This is a genomic window from Massilia sp. BSC265 (assembly GCF_000740675.1).
Lineage (GTDB): Bacteria > Pseudomonadota > Gammaproteobacteria > Burkholderiales > Burkholderiaceae_D > Telluria.
The window spans coordinates 49,507-65,428 of record NZ_JPXI01000023.1 but is presented as its reverse complement, the minus strand read 5'-3'; the positions used below and the strand labels follow the sequence as shown (position 1 = coordinate 65,428).

13 protein-coding genes are annotated in these 15,922 nt (G+C 66.3%); 5 read left to right on the top strand and 8 right to left on the bottom strand.

Annotated features, from left to right (window positions below; all coding sequences use genetic code 11):
• Nucleotides 1-29: 29 nt before the first annotated feature.
• The gene (locus MA09_RS04230; protein ID WP_036245706.1) at nt 30-497 is read right to left on the bottom strand and encodes an Lrp/AsnC family transcriptional regulator; all 468 of its coding nucleotides are present in this window, start codon (nt 495-497) and stop codon (nt 30-32) included.
• Nucleotides 498-633: 136 nt separating this feature from the next.
• Here MA09_RS04230 and MA09_RS04225 point away from each other — a divergent pair, with 136 nt between their 5' ends.
• A complete protein-coding gene (locus MA09_RS04225) occupies nt 634-4,197 on the top strand; it encodes an indolepyruvate ferredoxin oxidoreductase family protein (protein ID WP_229440554.1) in 3,564 nt (1,187 codons plus the stop codon).
• 175 nt (nt 4,198-4,372) lie between these two features.
• Complete coding sequence (locus tag MA09_RS04220; protein WP_036245705.1) at nt 4,373-4,624, top strand: hypothetical protein; 252 nt, start codon at nt 4,373-4,375, stop codon at nt 4,622-4,624.
• 18 nt (nt 4,625-4,642) lie between these two features.
• Here the strand turns inward: MA09_RS04220 and MA09_RS04215 are convergent, their stop codons facing one another.
• The gene (locus MA09_RS04215) at nt 4,643-5,794 is read right to left on the bottom strand and encodes a PHB depolymerase family esterase (protein ID WP_081897416.1); all 1,152 of its coding nucleotides are present in this window, start codon (nt 5,792-5,794) and stop codon (nt 4,643-4,645) included.
• Nucleotides 5,795-6,169: 375 nt separating this feature from the next.
• Nucleotides 6,170-6,577, bottom strand: a complete 408-nt coding sequence (locus MA09_RS23995) for a lysozyme inhibitor LprI family protein (protein ID WP_081897415.1) — start codon at nt 6,575-6,577, stop codon at nt 6,170-6,172.
• A 251-nt stretch (nt 6,578-6,828) separates the two neighbouring features.
• Here MA09_RS23995 and MA09_RS04210 point away from each other — a divergent pair, with 251 nt between their 5' ends.
• Nucleotides 6,829-7,752: an SMP-30/gluconolactonase/LRE family protein gene (locus MA09_RS04210; protein ID WP_036245703.1), complete on the top strand. Its 924-nt coding sequence runs from the start codon at nt 6,829-6,831 to the stop codon at nt 7,750-7,752.
• Nucleotides 7,753-7,769: 17 nt separating this feature from the next.
• Here the strand turns inward: MA09_RS04210 and MA09_RS04205 are convergent, their stop codons facing one another.
• The 5 genes from MA09_RS04205 to MA09_RS04185 form a co-directional block, all read right to left on the bottom strand.
• Complete coding sequence (locus tag MA09_RS04205; RefSeq protein ID WP_036245702.1) at nt 7,770-8,669, bottom strand: alpha/beta fold hydrolase; 900 nt, start codon at nt 8,667-8,669, stop codon at nt 7,770-7,772.
• A 96-nt stretch (nt 8,670-8,765) separates the two neighbouring features.
• Complete coding sequence (locus tag MA09_RS04200; RefSeq protein WP_036245700.1) at nt 8,766-9,371, bottom strand: redoxin domain-containing protein; 606 nt, start codon at nt 9,369-9,371, stop codon at nt 8,766-8,768.
• Nucleotides 9,372-9,417: 46 nt separating this feature from the next.
• Nucleotides 9,418-11,562, bottom strand: coding sequence for a protein-disulfide reductase DsbD (locus MA09_RS04195; protein WP_036245782.1), 2,145 nt, complete (start codon nt 11,560-11,562; stop codon nt 9,418-9,420).
• A gap of 217 nt (nt 11,563-11,779) precedes the next feature.
• Nucleotides 11,780-13,777, bottom strand: a complete 1,998-nt coding sequence (locus MA09_RS04190; RefSeq protein ID WP_229440553.1) for an LTA synthase family protein — start codon at nt 13,775-13,777, stop codon at nt 11,780-11,782.
• 470 nt (nt 13,778-14,247) lie between these two features.
• Complete coding sequence (locus MA09_RS04185; RefSeq protein WP_229440552.1) at nt 14,248-14,595, bottom strand: four-helix bundle copper-binding protein; 348 nt, start codon at nt 14,593-14,595, stop codon at nt 14,248-14,250.
• Nucleotides 14,596-14,782: 187 nt separating this feature from the next.
• Between MA09_RS04185 and MA09_RS04180 the strand changes: the two genes are divergently transcribed.
• Nucleotides 14,783-15,394, top strand: coding sequence for a hypothetical protein (locus MA09_RS04180; protein WP_036245778.1), 612 nt, complete (start codon nt 14,783-14,785; stop codon nt 15,392-15,394).
• Nucleotides 15,395-15,523: 129 nt separating this feature from the next.
• Entirely contained in the window at nt 15,524-15,916 is a 393-nt protein-coding gene (locus MA09_RS04175; RefSeq protein ID WP_036245697.1) for a hypothetical protein, read from the top strand.
• Nucleotides 15,917-15,922 lie beyond the last annotated feature (6 nt).

Genomic DNA, 15,922 nt, shown 5'->3' with positions numbered 1-15,922 from the left:
CCGGCCGGCCGATAGAACCGATCGGGCGCTCACAGCGGCAAGGCCGTCTCGTACTTCACCTCGCGCAGCGCCACGCTGGTGTTCAGCTGCGACACGCCCGGCAATTTGAGCAGCACGTTGTGCAGCAGGTCGTGGTAGGCATCCATGTTCGCCACCATCACCTTGACGATGTAGTCCGAGGTGCCCGTCATTTCGTAGCACTCCATTACTTCGCGACAGGCCTTCATTTGCGCCTCGAAGGCATCGACCACGCCGGCCTCGTGCCGCGTGAGGGAGACGTGCAGCATGCACACGAGGCCGAGATCGAGCTTGCGGCGATCGAGGAGGGCGGCGTAGCGGCGGATGTAGCCGTTCTCTTCGAGTTCCTTCTGGCGCCGCCAGCAGGGCGAGGCCGACATGCCGACCCGCTCGGCCAGTTCGTTGACGGACAGGCGGGCGTCCTGCTGCAGTTCGCGCAGGATACGCATTGACGCAGCGTCAAGGGAGGATTTTTCCATTGTATGCTCTCTTGGGAAATACTTTTCCTATTCTGCCCCAACATGAGGCAAGTTAGAAAAGTTATTTCCTGTGCATTGACTATCATCTTTCACTAAGAACAAGCCCCGCAGGGGCTGGCATAGTGGAGACGACAAGATGGGATCGATGCATGAGGAGGTCGGTGGCGTTGTGCAGGACAAAGGAACGGCGCTGGCCGATCCCGGCTACCGGCTGGACGACAACCTGAAGCGTGAGCGGGGCCGCGTCTTCCTGACCGGTACCCAGGCCCTGATCCGGCTGCCGATCATGCAGAAGGCGCTCGACGAACGCGCCGGACTGAATACGGGCGGCTTCATCTCGGGATACCGCGGCTCGCCGCTGGGCGCGGTCGACCAGGAAGCCTGGCGCGCGTCGGAGATCCTGCAGCAACATGCCATCGAATTCCTCCCCGCCATCAACGAGGAGCTCGGCGCCACCGCCGTGCTGGGCTCGCAACAGGTCGGCGGCGACCCGAACCGCACGGTCGACGGCGTCTTCGCCATGTGGTACGGCAAGGGCCCCGGCGTGGACCGCGCCGGCGACGCGCTCAAGCACGGCAATGCCTATGGATCCTCACCGCTGGGCGGCGTGCTGGTGGTGGCCGGCGACGACCACGGCTGCGTGTCCTCGTCGATGCCGCACCAGAGCGACCACGCCTTCATGGCCTGGGGCATGCCGATCCTGAACCCGGCCAACATCGAGGAATACCTGGAGTTCGGCCTGTACGGCTGGGCGCTGTCGCGCTATTCCGGCGCCTGGGTCGGCTTCAAGGCGATCTCGGAAACCGTGGAAGGCGGCGCGGTCGTGGAACTGCCCGAACCTCCCAGCTTCAAGACTCCCGAGAACTTCGTGCCGCCCGCCGACGGCCTGCACTACCGCTGGCCCGACCTGCCCAGCCTGGCGATCGAGCAGCGCGTGGCCGACAAGCTGCAGGCCGTCCACGCTTTCGCCGGCGTGAACTCGATCGACAAGCTGGTCGTGCCGGCGCCGATGGCGAAGCTGGGGATCATCGCGGCCGGCAAGGCCTACCTGGATCTGGTGGAAGCCTTCCAGCGCCTCGGCATCGGGCTCGCGCAGCTCGGGGAACTCGGCGTGCGCCTGTACAAGCCGGGGCTGAGCTTCCCGCTGGAGCGAACCCGCCTGCACGCCTTCGCGCAGGGCCTGCAGGAAGTGCTGGTGGTGGAAGAGAAGGGCGACGTCATCGAGGGCCAGCTCAAGAGCCTGCTGTACAACCTGGCGCCTGACCAGCGCCCGCAGGTGCTCGGCAAGACGGATACGGATGGCCATCCCCTGGTGTCTCACCTGGGCGAGCTGCGTCCCTCGCGCATCGCGCCGGTGCTGGTGCGCTGGCTGGCGCCGAAGCTGCCCGCATTGCGCCTCGAAGAATTCCTGCCGCAGTTCTGCCGCGCCGAAGTCCTGTCCAACGGGGCCGATGCGATCAAGCGCACGCCGTACTTCTGCTCCGGCTGCCCGCACAATACCTCGACCCGGGTGCCGGAAGGTAGCCGCGCGCTGGCCGGCATCGGCTGCCACTTCATGGCCAGCTGGATGAAGCGCGATACCTTCACGCTGACCCAGATGGGCGGCGAGGGCGTGCCCTGGGTCGCGGCCTCGCGCTTCTCGCGCGAGAAGCACGTGTTCCAGAACCTGGGCGACGGCACCTATTACCATTCGGGCTCGCTGGCGATCCGCCAGGCGGTCGCCGCGTGCGCCAACATCACCTACAAGATCCTGTACAACGACGCCGTCGCCATGACCGGCGGCCAGCCGGTGGACGGCAAGCTGAGCGTGCCGCAGATCCTGCAGCAGGTGCTGAGCGAAGGCGCGGTGGAGGCGGTCGTGGTCACCGACGAACCTGGCAACTATCAGGGCGTGAGCCTGCCGGCCGGCGTGGCCGTGCACCACCGCAGCGAACTCGATGCGATCCAGCGCCGCCTGCGCGAGGTGCCTGGCGTCACGGTGCTGGTGTACGACCAGACTTGCGCCGCCGAGAAGCGCCGCCGCCGCAAGAAGAACAAGCCGGACAACATCGTCTTCCCGGACCCGCCGCGCCGCATGGTGATCAACCCGGCCGTGTGCGAGGGCTGCGGCGATTGCGGCGTGCAGTCGAACTGCCTGTCGATCCTGCCGCTCGAGACGCCGCTGGGCCGCAAGCGCCAGATCGACCAGGCATCCTGCAACAAGGATTACTCCTGTGCCGAAGGCTTCTGCCCGAGCTTCGTGTCCGTCATCGGCGGGCAGCTCAAGAAGCCGGCCGCCGCCGCGCTCGAACTGCGCCAGCTGGAAAGCATGCTGGCCGCCTATCCGCTGCCCCCGAGCTACGCGTTCGACAAGCCTTTCGAGATGCTGGTGGCCGGCGTCGGCGGCACCGGCGTCGTCACGGTCGGCGCCCTGATCACGATGGCGGCCCACCTCGAGGGCAAGGGCGCCTCGACCCTGGACTTCATGGGCTTCGCGCAAAAGGGCGGGGCGGTAATGTCCCATGTGCGGGTGGCGCCGTCGCCGAAGCTGCTCAACCAGGTGCGAATCGACCTGCAGCAGGCCGACGCGCTGCTGGCCTGCGACCTGGTGGTGGCCGCGATGCCGGACGCGTTGGCCGTGATGCGGCGCGGGCATACCCGGGTCGTCGCGAACGAGAACGAGACGCCGACTGCCGAATTCACGCGCGATCCGGATGCCGACATCCGCAAGGACGACTTGCTGGCCAAGATCACGGAGGCCGGCGGCCCGCTGCTCCGCCTGAACGCGCAGCGGGTGGCCAGCAGCGTGCTGGGCGACCCGATCGGCGCCAACATCCTGATGATGGGCGCGGCCTGGCAGCTGGGACTCGTCCCGGTCGGCCTGGACGCCTTGATGCGTGCGATCGAACTGAACGGCGTGGCCGCCGAGATGAACAAGAAGGCCTTCATGCTGGGCCGCCTGGTGGCTGCCGACGACAAGGCGGCGGCCCGCCTGGCCCAGCCGGCCAAGGTGGTGCAGTTCACGCCCCCAAGCTCGCTCGAGGAACTGGTGGCCTTCCGCGCCGACTGGCTGACCCAGTACCAGGATGCCGCTTACGCGCAGCAGTACCGTGCAGCCGTGGCGAAGGTCGAAGCGCGCGAAGTCGCGATCGACGGGCCTGCATCGAAGCGTGCGGTAGCCAAGGCGGTTGCCCGTTCCCTGTTCAAGGTGATGGCCTACAAGGACGAGTACGAAGTGGCGCGCCTGCACACGCAGACCGGCTTCCTCGAAGGATTGAAGGAGCAGTTCGAGGGCGACTTCCGCGTCGAATACCACCTGGCGCCGCCGCTGTTGGCGCGCAGGAAGCCGGGCAGCGATGTCCCGGCCAAGATGCGCTTCGGTCCGTGGATGCGCTCCGCGTTCCGCATGCTGGCGCCGCTGAAGGTCCTGCGCGGCACCGCCTTCGACGTCTTCGGCTATACCCACGAGCGCCGCGCCGAGCGCCAGCTGCGCAGCGATGTCCTGGCGCTGGTCGACACGCTGGCCGCGGAGCTGACCGCGGAGAACCGCGCGGCTGCGCTCAAGCTGGCCCAGGTGGCGGAGTCGACCCGCGGCTATGGCCACGTGAAGGCGGCGAACCTGAAGCGCGCCAAAGCCGAGACGGCGCGCCTGCTGCAAGAATTCAGGCAGCCTGCAAAGGGGACGATGAAGGAGCTTGCGCTGGTGCGCATGGATCGTTGAAACCGCGCAAGCCCACGTAGGGATGCCGGGCGGAGGATGATGCTGTCAGGCAAAACTCGCGACCTCGGTTATAATGCGCTGCAACATAACCCGAACAATCGCCGGCTTCCGCCGGCGATTTTCATTTCCGGCACCGGCTTTTCATTTTTATCATTGTCACTTTGCGAATACGATCATGGGCCACGACATCAAGACCTTCAAGGAAGCCATCGCGCTGATGCGGCGCAGCTGGCGCGAAGCATCCGGTTTTTTCCTCAGCATCGAGCTCTGGCTCATGGTATTGGCGGCAGCCGGCGCGGTCGGCGGCGCCTGGTTGGCGATGATGGGCGATGCGTGGAGCTTGCCTGTTCTGGTATTTGGATTCGGCTATATCCCTGCGCGCACGGTCCTGCACCTGAAGCGCGTCCTGGCCTGGCCCTTTATCTGAGCCGCCTGTGCCCGGCTCTCAGCGCCGGTGTTTGCCGAAGAACTCGAGCATCATCCGGCTTGCGTCCGGCCCGGCCGGTTCGTTGAACTGCAGGGCCGGATTGCCGCCGCTCCATGCATGACCCAGGCCCGCGATACGGACCACGCGCAGCAGCAGCTTGCGGCCGACCAGGTAATCGTGGATGTCATGGGCGTTGCGGCTGCCGCTCCGTCCCGCGGGCCTGGCCGTGACCCGCGTCGCCGGCCCGGCCGGCACGCCGTTCAATAGCAGCCATTGGCGCGCCAGCTGGAACTGGTTGATGGGACGGACCACCTGGTCCTCTTCGCCCTGGATCATGAGGGCCGGCATCGGCGGCATGGCGTCGGCCGCAGCCGGCAGGGTCAGCATCGAACGGCGCTCCAGCACGGCGCGGATGGCCGCATCGGCATGCAAGGGAGCGCCGTGGCGCATCACCTGAAGCGCCCCCATCTGGCTGTGGCCGGCCCCGAAGACAGGCGCCGAATGCAGGCCGACCGCGGCGATCAGGCCGGGGTGGTTCAGGGCCAGCACGGCCGCCATGCCCGCCCCGGCGGAGAGACCGCAGGCATAGATGCGGCGCCGGTCGATCCGGTACTGGCCGCACACTGCCGCGACCAGCGATGCCAGCGCCACCGTCTCGCCGGCGCCCTGCTGAGTAGCCCGGTCGTACCAGCGCCAGCAGCGCTGTGCCTGCACGGTCTCGCCTTGCTGTGGGTAGAGCAGGGCGTATCCTTTTTCTTCCGCCAGGCGGTTCATGCGCGTGCCCTCGGCAAATTGTGTGGCGCTCTGGTGGCAACCGTGCAGCATCACGACCAGGGGCCAGCCGTTCTGCGCGACGGCGCCGGGCATGTGGCGCGGCAGGTATAGCCAGTAAGGCATGGTCTGGACAAGGGTCTGCCCCGGGGGCGGCGGCAGCGTAAATTGTCCCGCCAGCCATTTGCCGGGCGCGGGTGCCGCACGAGTCCGACCTTCTTGCGCCGTCGGCCGTAGCGAAGCTGGTTTTGACGGAGCCTTGCGGGGCGAGCGCTTGCGCGCTGGCGCCTGCGGCAGCGGCGTGAAGGCGGTCAGCAGTGTTGTCGTGAGAGCACGCTGTGACTTGGCGGCGCGCGCCAGGCTGCGCAGCAAACGGGCCCCAGGAGCAAGTTTGGCCATATGCACTCTGCTGGTTATGTTGCAGTGCAATATAACGAGTCTGTTCCTGGTACTCCGTGCGCTGGCGTACGTCAGGCGGCTGATAGGTGTCTGAAGCCAGTCAGAGCAACACTGCTCAAGTAGGTACAGGTGATGCACGATGCTGCCCCGAGACCATGAGTTCTTGTATGGCGGCCGCTGCCTCTTTGGCGTTGTCCAATGTCAAGAGAACTGGTACCCCCTGGATGGCATGGCGCTTCAATGTACGTACGCATCTTCTGAAGTCACTGCCTGATGCCGAAGCCTCGGCACTCTGGATTTCATGCGAGGCGCAAGGCTGTCCGGTCCGCCGGGCTGTTCCCCCGAACCAGAGCAGACGTCATTGCTGCTGGCTCGTCAACCTGGTGCAGCAACGTGAGTCATGCGGCTGCGAAGCGATGTCGCATACTGATTGTTCAGCTCGGCTTCGCAGTGCAAACGCATATCACCAGCAGCGTTCCCGCCTGCGGCAAGGGAGGCTTCAAACTGACAGTGCGACTCGCGGAACCGTTGGAATAGTTCAAAAGATTGCTGCAAATGAGCGTGTGCCCGTCGCCGGTACACGAATTCCTCATCCCAGCTGTCGATCCGTTTGCCGAGTAATGCGAGCGCCTGCTCAAGTTCAACTCGACTCTGAGACGCCTTCCTTTCGAGGCATTCGCGATAGTCAACATGGTCTTTTTCTCTCCCGCAGCCCGCGGTGGCAGATGCAGGGCCAGTAAACGCAGAACAAAGGAGAGTGACAAGAACGCCTGTTTTCAACATGGGCACCTCACATACCGTATATGGTCATCGTCCGCTCTTGGCCGAACCCGGCCGTTCGACTCAGCATAGCATGCTGCCAAACGGTAAAGATCGTGCACTGTCGCGAGCGGCATCGGCCGATCGAGGCCGGCATCCAATCGGCCTGATCCGAGCTTCGGGTATCATGTTTGCATTCATACACCACCAAAGAACGGTTTGCCGCCTCCCTTCCCATGTCGCCACAGCCTTTACAAGATTTGCATCGCCGACGCTTGTCACTCACTCGCGTAACAGGTCTCGCCTGCGCCGCGCTTGCGCTGGTGGCGCCGAACACCTTCGCCGCATCCTGCGGCGCGCCGCCTTCCGGCGAACTGAAGGCCGAACGCGTCGCCGCGGTCACGCCCTCGCGCGCGGAGCCAGGCTTGTACGAAGGACCGGTGTGGATGGGGGACGCGCTCTACTTCTCCGACTTCAGTTTCGCCAAGGGATTTCCCTCCCGCGTGCGCAAGCTGGCGGCAGACGGCACGGTGAGCACCGCGATCGAGGACAGCGGCAGCAACGGCCTGGCCGTCGATGCCGGCGGCAGGCTGGTCGTCGCGAGCCACAAGGACAAGGCCCTCGTGCGCAGTGACCGGGAAGGCAAGCAGGTGCTTGCCGGCAGTTTCAAGGGAAACGTATTCAACTCACCCAACGACATCGCCGTCGCGCGTGACGGGACGATCTACTTTACCGATCCCGATTGGCAAAAGGCGGCGGCGCCCGGCGGGCAGCCGGTGACGGGCATCTACCGCGTCGCGACGAGCGGCGAGGTAACGCTGGTGGACGGCACGCGTTCCAATCCCAACGGAATCGCGCTGTCGCCCGCCGGAGACGTCCTGTACGTGAATGCCGCCGACGGCTTGCTGGTGGCCTATCCCATCGTCAAGGGCGTGCCGCAGGCGGGACGCACGCTGGTGGGCGGGCTGGAGGGAGCGGACGGCATGACGCTCGATTGCCACGGCAACCTGTACGTGACCGAGCATGGGGCGAAACGGGTGCGCGTGTTTTCGCCGCAGGGCAGGCAGCTGGCGACCATCCGGGTGGACGCCAACGTCACCAATGCGGCCTTCGGCGGCAAGGACGGCAAGACCTTGTACATCACCGGCGCGGGAGCGCTGTGGCGGCTGCCGCTGGCCGTGAGCGGCATGCCTTATTGAGTCACCGGCGCGCCTGTCTAGGGCGCAGCCAGGAAGGCCTTCACTTCGCCCTGGAAGCGCTGCGGCTGGTCCCACATGATGAAGTGGGCGCTGTCCGGGATGCGTTTGAGGGTCAGGTCCTTCACCGGCGCGTAGGCGCTCTTGTAGGCGAAGTCGAACTGCTCGGCCGGAATCGGCACGCTCTTCGGCTGCACGTAGAGCACGGTCACCGGCTTGGTGATTTTCCCGAGTTCCGGGATCAGGTTGGTCACGATCAGCTCGCGGTAGGCGCGGCTGCTGACGTCGAGGTCGCTCGCGGCTGAATCCGAGATGGCGCCGGCGCGCATCGCCTCGGTGTTGACCATGCCGACGATGGTGTCGCTGGTGCTCTTGGCGCGCTGCGCCGCGCTGGCGCCGCGGATGCCCGCCACCACTGCGTTCGCGACGGCTTCGACTTTCTCGGGCGGCGCCCCCGGGCCGGCGAAGAAAGTGCCGAGATAGGGATACATGTCGACCACCATCAGGCGCGACAGCGCTTCCGGATGGCGCGCGGCGAGCATCATGCCCATGGTGCCGCCCATCGAATGGCCGATCACGGCCGGCTGCTTCAGGCCGGTCTCCTTGATGTAGCGGGCGATCTCCTCGGCCACCGGCGCCGCCACATTGCCTTCCGCGTTGCCGCCCGCCGGCTGGCCGGCGAAGCCCGCGACCTGCACCAGGTGGTAGCGGTAGCCCGGCACCGCCGCCACGGTCGAGGCCCAGGCGCGCGGCGAGGAATTCAGGCCGGGGATCAGGACGACGTCGGGACCGGAGCCTTCGGTGCGCACCGTGATGCGCTTCGATTCAAAAGGCGCGGCCAGGGCGCTGGAGAGCGGCAGGACGGCGGCGAAGCCTGCTGCGGCCAGCAGGCTGCGGCGTAAAAGCGATGGTCGGCGCATGTGGATCCCCTTGTTGGTGTTGGACGTCGGGAATCATCATAGCAGCGCCCGCCGTGCATGGCGGGCTGCTGCGGGACATTATCCGAAACGCTTGAATCAGCCGTACTTCACCGAGCAGCCATAAGGCTTGGTGACGGCCTGGCTCAGCGGCTTGCCGGCCAGGGATTCGTCGATCGCCTGCACCATGTAGTTGGTGGAAGTCTTGATGTCGGCCGGGTTGGCGCTCGGCTTGCTGTCGATGGCGCCGGCATACACCAGCTTGCCGCTCGGGTCGATCAGGTACATGTGCGGCGTGGTGCGCGCGCCATAGGCCTTGCCGATCGTGCCCCCTAGATCCATGATAGTGGCGGCCGGCATGGCCTTCTTGGCCTTCACCCAGTCGTTGATGGCGGCCGACTTGCCGGCGCGGTCGCCGTCGGCGCTGGTACTCACCGACAGCCACACCACGCCCTTGTCGGCGGCGTATTTCTGTACGGTCGGCATGTTGCCGCTGTCGTAGTGCTTCTTGACGAAGGGGCATTCCGGGTTGACCCATTCGAGCACCACGTACTTGCCCTTGTACTGGTCGAGCGAGACCGGCTTGCCGGCGGCGTCGACGCCCGTGAAGGCGGGCGCCGGCTGGCCGACCACGGCTTCGGCGAGGGCGCTGCCGCCCAAGGTCAGGCCGGCGGCGAGCAGCGAGAATGCGATGGTGCGCTTCATGAAATCCTCCTGGTGGTTGGTGTTGGTCTTCTTGCTCGGTTCGAGATCAGGGCGCCGGTAGTTGAGAAAGGGCCCGCCTGACTTCGTCCACGCTCGGTAGTTCCGACAACAGCGTCGGCTGCTGGGCGCCCTTGCCGTAGAGCGCATACACCGGCACGCCGCTGCGTCCGAGTTCCTTCAGTGCCTGCGTGATCGTTTCGTCGCGCCGGGTCCAGTCGGCGCGCAGCAGCACCACCTGCCTGGCCCGGAAGTCTTCCATCAGTGCAGGGTCGGCGAGGGTGGTGCGCTTGTTGTACTGGCAGGTGACGCACCAGGCCGCGGTGAAGTCGACGAACACCGGCCGGCCCTGCTGGCGCGCCTGGGCCACCGCCCGTGGCGACCAGGCCTGCCAATCGGTGGAGGCTTCGGCCACGGCCGCATTCGCCTGCCCATACTGGAAAGCCGGCCACGACCAGGCGGCTGCCCCGCCCAGCGCCAGGGCAGCGGCGGCGATGCCGGCGACGCGCCCGGCGCTGCTGCGCGTCGGGATGCCCAGCGCCCAGACGCCGAAAGCGGCGGCCACGATCAAGCCAAGGACGGCGGCAACCGCGTCGACGCCGGCCTGCTGCCCGAGCACCCACAGCAGCCACACCACGGTGGCGAACATCGGGAAGGCCATGAAGGTCTTGAAGTGCGCCATCCACGGACCGGGGCGCGGCAGCATGCGCGCCAGGCCGGGGAACAGGCTGGCGGCCAGATAGGGGGCGGCCATGCCGGCGCCCAGCGCGGCGAACACCGACAGGGCCTGCGGCGCAGGCTGGGACAGGGCGGCGCCCAGGGCCGCTCCCATGAAGGGCGCGGTGCAGGGCGAGGCCACTGCCACGGCCAGCACGCCGGTGAGGAAATCGTCCGCCACCGGATTGCGCGCGCGCGCATTCAGGATGCGGCCCGGGAGCATGTGGCTGAACTCGAACAGGCCGGCCAGGTTGAAGCCGATCAGCGTGAACAGGATGCTGAGGGCGGCCACGAAGGCCGGCGACTGCAGCTGGAAGCCCCAGCCCAGCCCCTCGCCGCTGGCGCGCAGCGCCAGCAGCAGGGCCGCCAGCAGCAGGAAGGAAGCGATGACGCCGAGGGTGTAGGCGAAGCCGCCCGCCACGATGCGCTTGCGCTCGCCGCCGTGCTGGGCGAAGCCGAGCACTTTCAGGGACAGCACCGGGAACACGCAGGGCATCAGGTTCAGGATGGCGCCGCCGAGGAAGGCGAAGGCCAGCACCATCAGCCACGGCTGGCCGGCGCCGTCAGCGGGGGGCGGCGATGCGGCTGGCGCCGTGCCTGGCGCGGGCGCCGTTGTGCTTGCCGTTGCACCGGGTTTCGGCCATGGTCCCGCTATCGCGAAGCCGACGCGGATGCCGGGCGCCTGGTGGCCCGCCGTGATCACCGCATCCATGGACACCGGGCTATCGCTGCGCTGGCTCGAAAGCGGCGCGCGCAGTACCAGCCGCTCGCCTTGCCACTCCTGCGCCAGCGGGGCCGGGTGGTCGATCACGCCGCCGTTCGCGGGGAACAGCTGCAAGGGTTGCTTGCGGTAGGCGGGGGGCAAGCCGGAGGCCTCGATCACGAGTGCATTGTTTTCTATCCGGGCGGCGGCTTTCAGTCCGGGGGACTCGACGGGGGCGGTGTCGAAGGCCCGCTGGAACAGCGCGGCATGGGTGGACACGGGATCGGGCGAGAGCTTGGTATCCAGTTCGGCGAATTCCGGGATGCACACCTCCTCGCAGATGAGGAAGTCCGCGCGCAGCTTCACGGGCACGGGGCCGCCCTGGTAGTCGGGCGGCACCGTCAGGCGTACCGGCAGCAGCAGGTCGCCGTCGTAGCCGTAGTTCATCAGGGGGCCGAGCGGCAACTGCTTGGGCGTCGGCCAGGCGATGTCGCCCGCGGTGAATCCGGCCGGCAGGGTCCAGGCCGTGGTGGTGGGCAGGCCCGAGTCGCCCGGGTTGAGCCAGTAGGTATGCCAGTGCGGCTGGTGCTCGATGCGCAGGCCCAGCCAGACTTCGGCGCCGGGCTGGATGCCGCTCGGCGCATGCACCAGCAGGCTCGCGCGCGCATGGCCGGTCTCGGCCGAGGGCGCAGCCTGGGTCCAGCCCGCGTGGAGGGCGAGGACCAGGGCCGCCAGGGCAGCCGCGAAAAAACGCAGGAAGGCCGGGAGCCGCATCTCAGCGTCCATCCCCGCTGGAGGGCAAAGGTGTGCAGGCAATCAAGGCTGGCGTTCTGGCGTCCATCTTCTTATCCTCGGTTGGGAGAGCGCTGCATATTGCACCCGCGACGAAATAGCAAGGCCAGCGGGACAACCAATATTAGCAGGAACCCAAGCTGAATAATCAGCCGAAGACCAGCGACTTTGTTGCGGTTTTGTTTCGGGATATGTATGTCTAAGGTCCCAGCCGGTAACGCTGCTCGCGGTACAGCAGCGAGGGCAGCATCACGTGCGCCATTGCCTGGTCGACCTGGGCCCGGCTCGGCTTGCCTGAAAACGGATCGAGCACGCCGGTGGCCGCATCGTAGCGGCCGAGCAAGGGCGCCTTGCCGGGGCGCAGGATGGTAGCCGAGGAACCTTCCAGCCAGGTGAACAGGTTGTCGAACTGGATCAGGGCGCGGCCCGGCGTGGTGCTGTCACGTACGAAATCGCGCCCGATCATCGGGTGGGTGCTCGACACGCCCAGCAGCGACAGCAGGGTCGGGGCCAGGTCGATCTGGCTGGCGATGGTGGCGATCCGCTTCGGCTGGATGTCGGCGCCAAGGATCAGCCCCGGAATGTGGAACTTCTTGATCGGCACCAGCGCATTGCCGTAGACCCGGTTGTCGTGGTCGGCCACGATCAGGAACACGGTGTCCTTCCAATAGTCCTGCTTCTTTGCCTCGCGGATGAACCTGCCGAGGGCGTGATCGGCATATTTCACGGCATTGTTAACCGTCTGCTTCTCCGGGTCATGCAGCGTGATCTTCCCGTCCGGGAATTCGAAGGGCTCGTGGTTGGACGAGGTGAAGATCAGGCTGAAGAAGGGCTTCTTCGCGCTGTGCAGCTGCTTGAGGCGTTCCAGCGACTTGTCGAACAGGTCCTCGTCCGAGGCGCCCCAGCTGCCCACGAAGGACGGGCGCATCTGGGCGATGTCGACGATCTTCTGGAAGCCGTTGCCGGTGAAGAAGCTGCGCATGTTGTCGAAGTGCGCCTCGCCGCCGTACACGAACTCGGTGTGGTAGCCCTGCTGGCCGAGGCCGGCCGCCAGCGTATAGAAGTTCTGCTGGGCCAGCGACAGCTTGACCACGCTGCGCGCCGGCGTCGGGGCGTAGCCGGCCACCACGGCTTCGATGCCGCGCACCGAGCGCGTCCCGGTGGCGTACAGCTGCTCGAACCACCAGCCTTCGTGCTTGAGCTTTTCCAGCTCCGGCGTCACCGGCAGGCCGCCCAGCGACTGCACGAAGGTGGCGCCCAGGCTTTCCTCCAGCACGATGACGAGGTTCAGCGGACGCCGGCGGGTGATGGCGGCCGCTTGATGGTGCAGGGTGGGCAGCTGCAGGTTGTCGAAGCGCGCCCCGGCCAGCCAAGGGGCCGCGCGCACCTGTTCGAGCACCCTGGCGCGCGGCATGTCGCCATAGATCTCGGAGGACGCCGCCTCCTTGCGCATCGAGCCGATGGCGTCGAACACCGACCAGGCCGAGTTGATGATCAGGGAATTGACCATCGAGTCGCCGGTAAGGGCGAACAGGGCGGGGTTGGCCGGGCGGTGCCCGAGGGTCGAGCGTACCTGCGCGAAGACGATCAAGCAGAACAGGGGCCAGAGCAGCAGCAGCTTGCGCGATGGCCACATGCTCATGCCGGTCGAGGCGCGCTGCAGCAGCCGGTAGAGCAGCACGGCGAGGATCGCGGTGAAGCCCACGCCCAGCAGCAGGGCGGTGCGGAACCCGTTCCACAGCGTGGCGAACACTTCGTGCGGATAGGCCAGGTATTCGATGAACAGCCGGTTCGGGCGGACGTCGTACTGCATGATGAACTGCGGCGAGGACAGTTCCATGAAGACGATGAAGACGAGGGCGAAGGTAGCCCAGGCAACCATGGCCGTGCGCCAGAAGCGGGCCGCGAAGCGGTGCGCGAACAGGGGCGCCAGCAGCAGCGGGATGGCCAGGAAATAGCCGAGCAGGATCAGGTCGGCCCGGACGCCTTGCAGGAACAGCGCGGCCGAGATGCCGGTCGCCTGTACCCGTTCCCACTGCCAGGCAGCCAGGGCGATGCGCGACAGGGTGAGGATGGCCAGTCCGAGGAGCAGCATCTGCAGCAGGCTGGCGTACGGACCTGCCCAGCGGGTGAGGCGCGCCAGCCGTGCGGACGGCGTCTTGTCTTGCGGGGTAATGCTCGATGCTTGTGGAAACATGGAAATCGCGTTGCGACGCCTGGTTGACGTGGAACACACATCGCCAAGCGATGCCCCTTGCTTGCGACACGGATGAGCGCCGCAAGTTCATCTGCCCATATGCATATGTATGCACGGATCATAGTCGATGCTAAGGGGCAATGGATCAGTCCGGCGTTACCGACGCGTTAAGAACGCGTTAAATCGGCGCACGCCCACGACAACAGGGTGCCGGCCTCATGCCGGTCACTTAAGAGGCGCCGCTCATCCGTAGGGTGGGCGGGTCTCCCGCCCACGCGGTCAAATCACAGTACTGCAGCCCGTACGATTTTTCGTATCTTGACTATCACCGCGTGGGCGTTTGTAATTCCGGGCATTGCCCGGCATTACCCCGCCCACCCTACAGTTCTTCCTGACTGACAGGCATTCGGTGCCGGCCCGCCCTTGGGAAGACAGAGGGCCAGGGGAGGCGCAGCCGGCTGCCGGACTGCTCAGATGTGGCGTTCGCGCGCGTGCTTGTCGCACTCGGCGGCACAGTGCTCGCATGCCGCCTGGCACTCGGCGCAATGCTGGTGCATGGAGGCGTGTTTCGCGCACTCGGCCGCGCAGGCCCGGCAGATGTGGGCGCACAAGGCGCAGAAATCGCCATGGTGGGGCGAGCCGCGCGACAGCACGTTGAGGGTGGCCGCGCAGATGTCGGCGCAGTCGAGGTTGATCAGCGCACAGTTGTTTTCGCCTTCGCGGATATCCGCCGCCGCGCAGGCCTGGCAGGCACGCAAGGCCTCTGCACAGGCCTGGATACACGACTGCACGTTTGTCATTTCGGAATCGGCCATCATCGTCTCCTTGCTGTGGTGAGTGGCCATCCTAGCTGAATGGCGGTCTGCCAAGCGTCCGATTCTTCGATGAAAAAGACGTGTCGGCAGCGGAAACCGGCGATGGACGGCATAATGCCCGTCTTTACAGTTTTTGCCTTTCCATTTCATGATTCGCCGCTTTGCTTCTTTCCTCCGGCCGCTCTTCCTGATGCTTGTCCTTGGCGTGGGAGCAGCCCATGCGCACGACCACGGCATGGGCACCCATGGCATGGCCCTGTTCGGCGATCGCGACGGCCTGTACGCCTCGCACCTGCCGCTGTTCCGCGCGCCGCACGACCACCAGGTGGTGCTCAAGCTGCGGCTGACCGACCCGGAACTGGAGCGCGCACTGCGCGCCCGGCTGGACGGGAAAACTGCGTTGTGGACAATCGAGCCGGAGCGCTTCGAACTGTCGCGCTTGGGCCCGGCCAGCGCCGCGCCCCTGCGTAGCTTCGCCGCCGATGTTTTCGAGGGCCATTTTGAACGCGACGGCAAGCGTGCCCATGCCGGAGCACGGTTCATGGTGGAGCAGGTGATCGTATATCGCCGGCTCGATCCGGCCGCCGTCAGCCGCCCGGAGGCGCGCTACCTGCCGGTGGGCCGCTTCCTGGTCAAGGAGATCGACAGCCGGCCGGACTACGACCACATCGTCGCGCTGTCCGCGCCGGCGGCCGGCCCGCTCACGGTCCGCAAGGCTGGGATGGAGAATCCGCAGGACCGGCTCGAGGCGCTCGTTCCGGTGCGCGGCACCGTCTATTTCGAGACCGGCGACCTGCGCTGAGCGGAAAATCGCCTGTCTCGATGAAGCACTTGGGAGAGATGCTGCTGGTGGTAATGCGCGCATTTCGCCGGATGGCGGCAAGCTACAATCGGCATCGACGAATTCCCCGCCAACCCTGCCAGGAGTCCCATGTTTCACAGCGCCACACCATGGATCCTGTTGACCGTGAGCCTCGCCGCCGGGCCATGGCAAGCGGCATGGGCGGCGTCGCCGTTCGCGCGGGAAGTGCCAAGCACCTACGCCAAGTTCGAAGACGGTGCGGGCAGCCTGACTCTGGTTGTGGCGGAAGTCGTCGCTACCGATTGCCTGAAGGACTACGACTGCCCCGCGTCGCGGACCAACGCCGGTGGCAGCGCCACCGTGTTCCTCGTCACCACTGACAGCGTACGCCCGCGTTACGCGATGCCCGTCGGGCGCTTGCAGCAGGGCCTGAAGGACGAGCCGCTGATGGCTGCCGATTTCTCCTGCAGTCAGCCAAGGGGCGTGGCGGCTGCTTCCGGCCCGTTAGCACCCATCCACTGAACAAAG

Coding starts and splice junctions, on each gene's coding strand:
- MA09_RS04190 (WP_229440553.1), bottom strand. CDS start 13,777: ATGTTTCCACAAGCATCGAGCATTACCCCGCAAGACAAGACGCCGTCC.
- MA09_RS04230 (WP_036245706.1), bottom strand. CDS start 497: ATGGAAAAATCCTCCCTTGACGCTGCGTCAATGCGTATCCTGCGCGAA.
- MA09_RS04195 (WP_036245782.1), bottom strand. CDS start 11,562: ATGCGGCTCCCGGCCTTCCTGCGTTTTTTCGCGGCTGCCCTGGCGGCC.
- MA09_RS04205 (WP_036245702.1), bottom strand. CDS start 8,669: ATGCGCCGACCATCGCTTTTACGCCGCAGCCTGCTGGCCGCAGCAGGC.
- MA09_RS04180 (WP_036245778.1), top strand. CDS start 14,783: ATGCTTGTCCTTGGCGTGGGAGCAGCCCATGCGCACGACCACGGCATG.
- MA09_RS04185 (WP_229440552.1), bottom strand. CDS start 14,595: ATGATGGCCGATTCCGAAATGACAAACGTGCAGTCGTGTATCCAGGCC.
- MA09_RS04220 (WP_036245705.1), top strand. CDS start 4,373: ATGGGCCACGACATCAAGACCTTCAAGGAAGCCATCGCGCTGATGCGG.
- MA09_RS04200 (WP_036245700.1), bottom strand. CDS start 9,371: ATGAAGCGCACCATCGCATTCTCGCTGCTCGCCGCCGGCCTGACCTTG.
- MA09_RS04175 (WP_036245697.1), top strand. CDS start 15,524: ATGTTTCACAGCGCCACACCATGGATCCTGTTGACCGTGAGCCTCGCC.
- MA09_RS04215 (WP_081897416.1), bottom strand. CDS start 5,794: ATGGCCAAACTTGCTCCTGGGGCCCGTTTGCTGCGCAGCCTGGCGCGC.
- MA09_RS23995 (WP_081897415.1), bottom strand. CDS start 6,577: ATGTTGAAAACAGGCGTTCTTGTCACTCTCCTTTGTTCTGCGTTTACT.
- MA09_RS04225 (WP_229440554.1), top strand. CDS start 634: ATGGGATCGATGCATGAGGAGGTCGGTGGCGTTGTGCAGGACAAAGGA.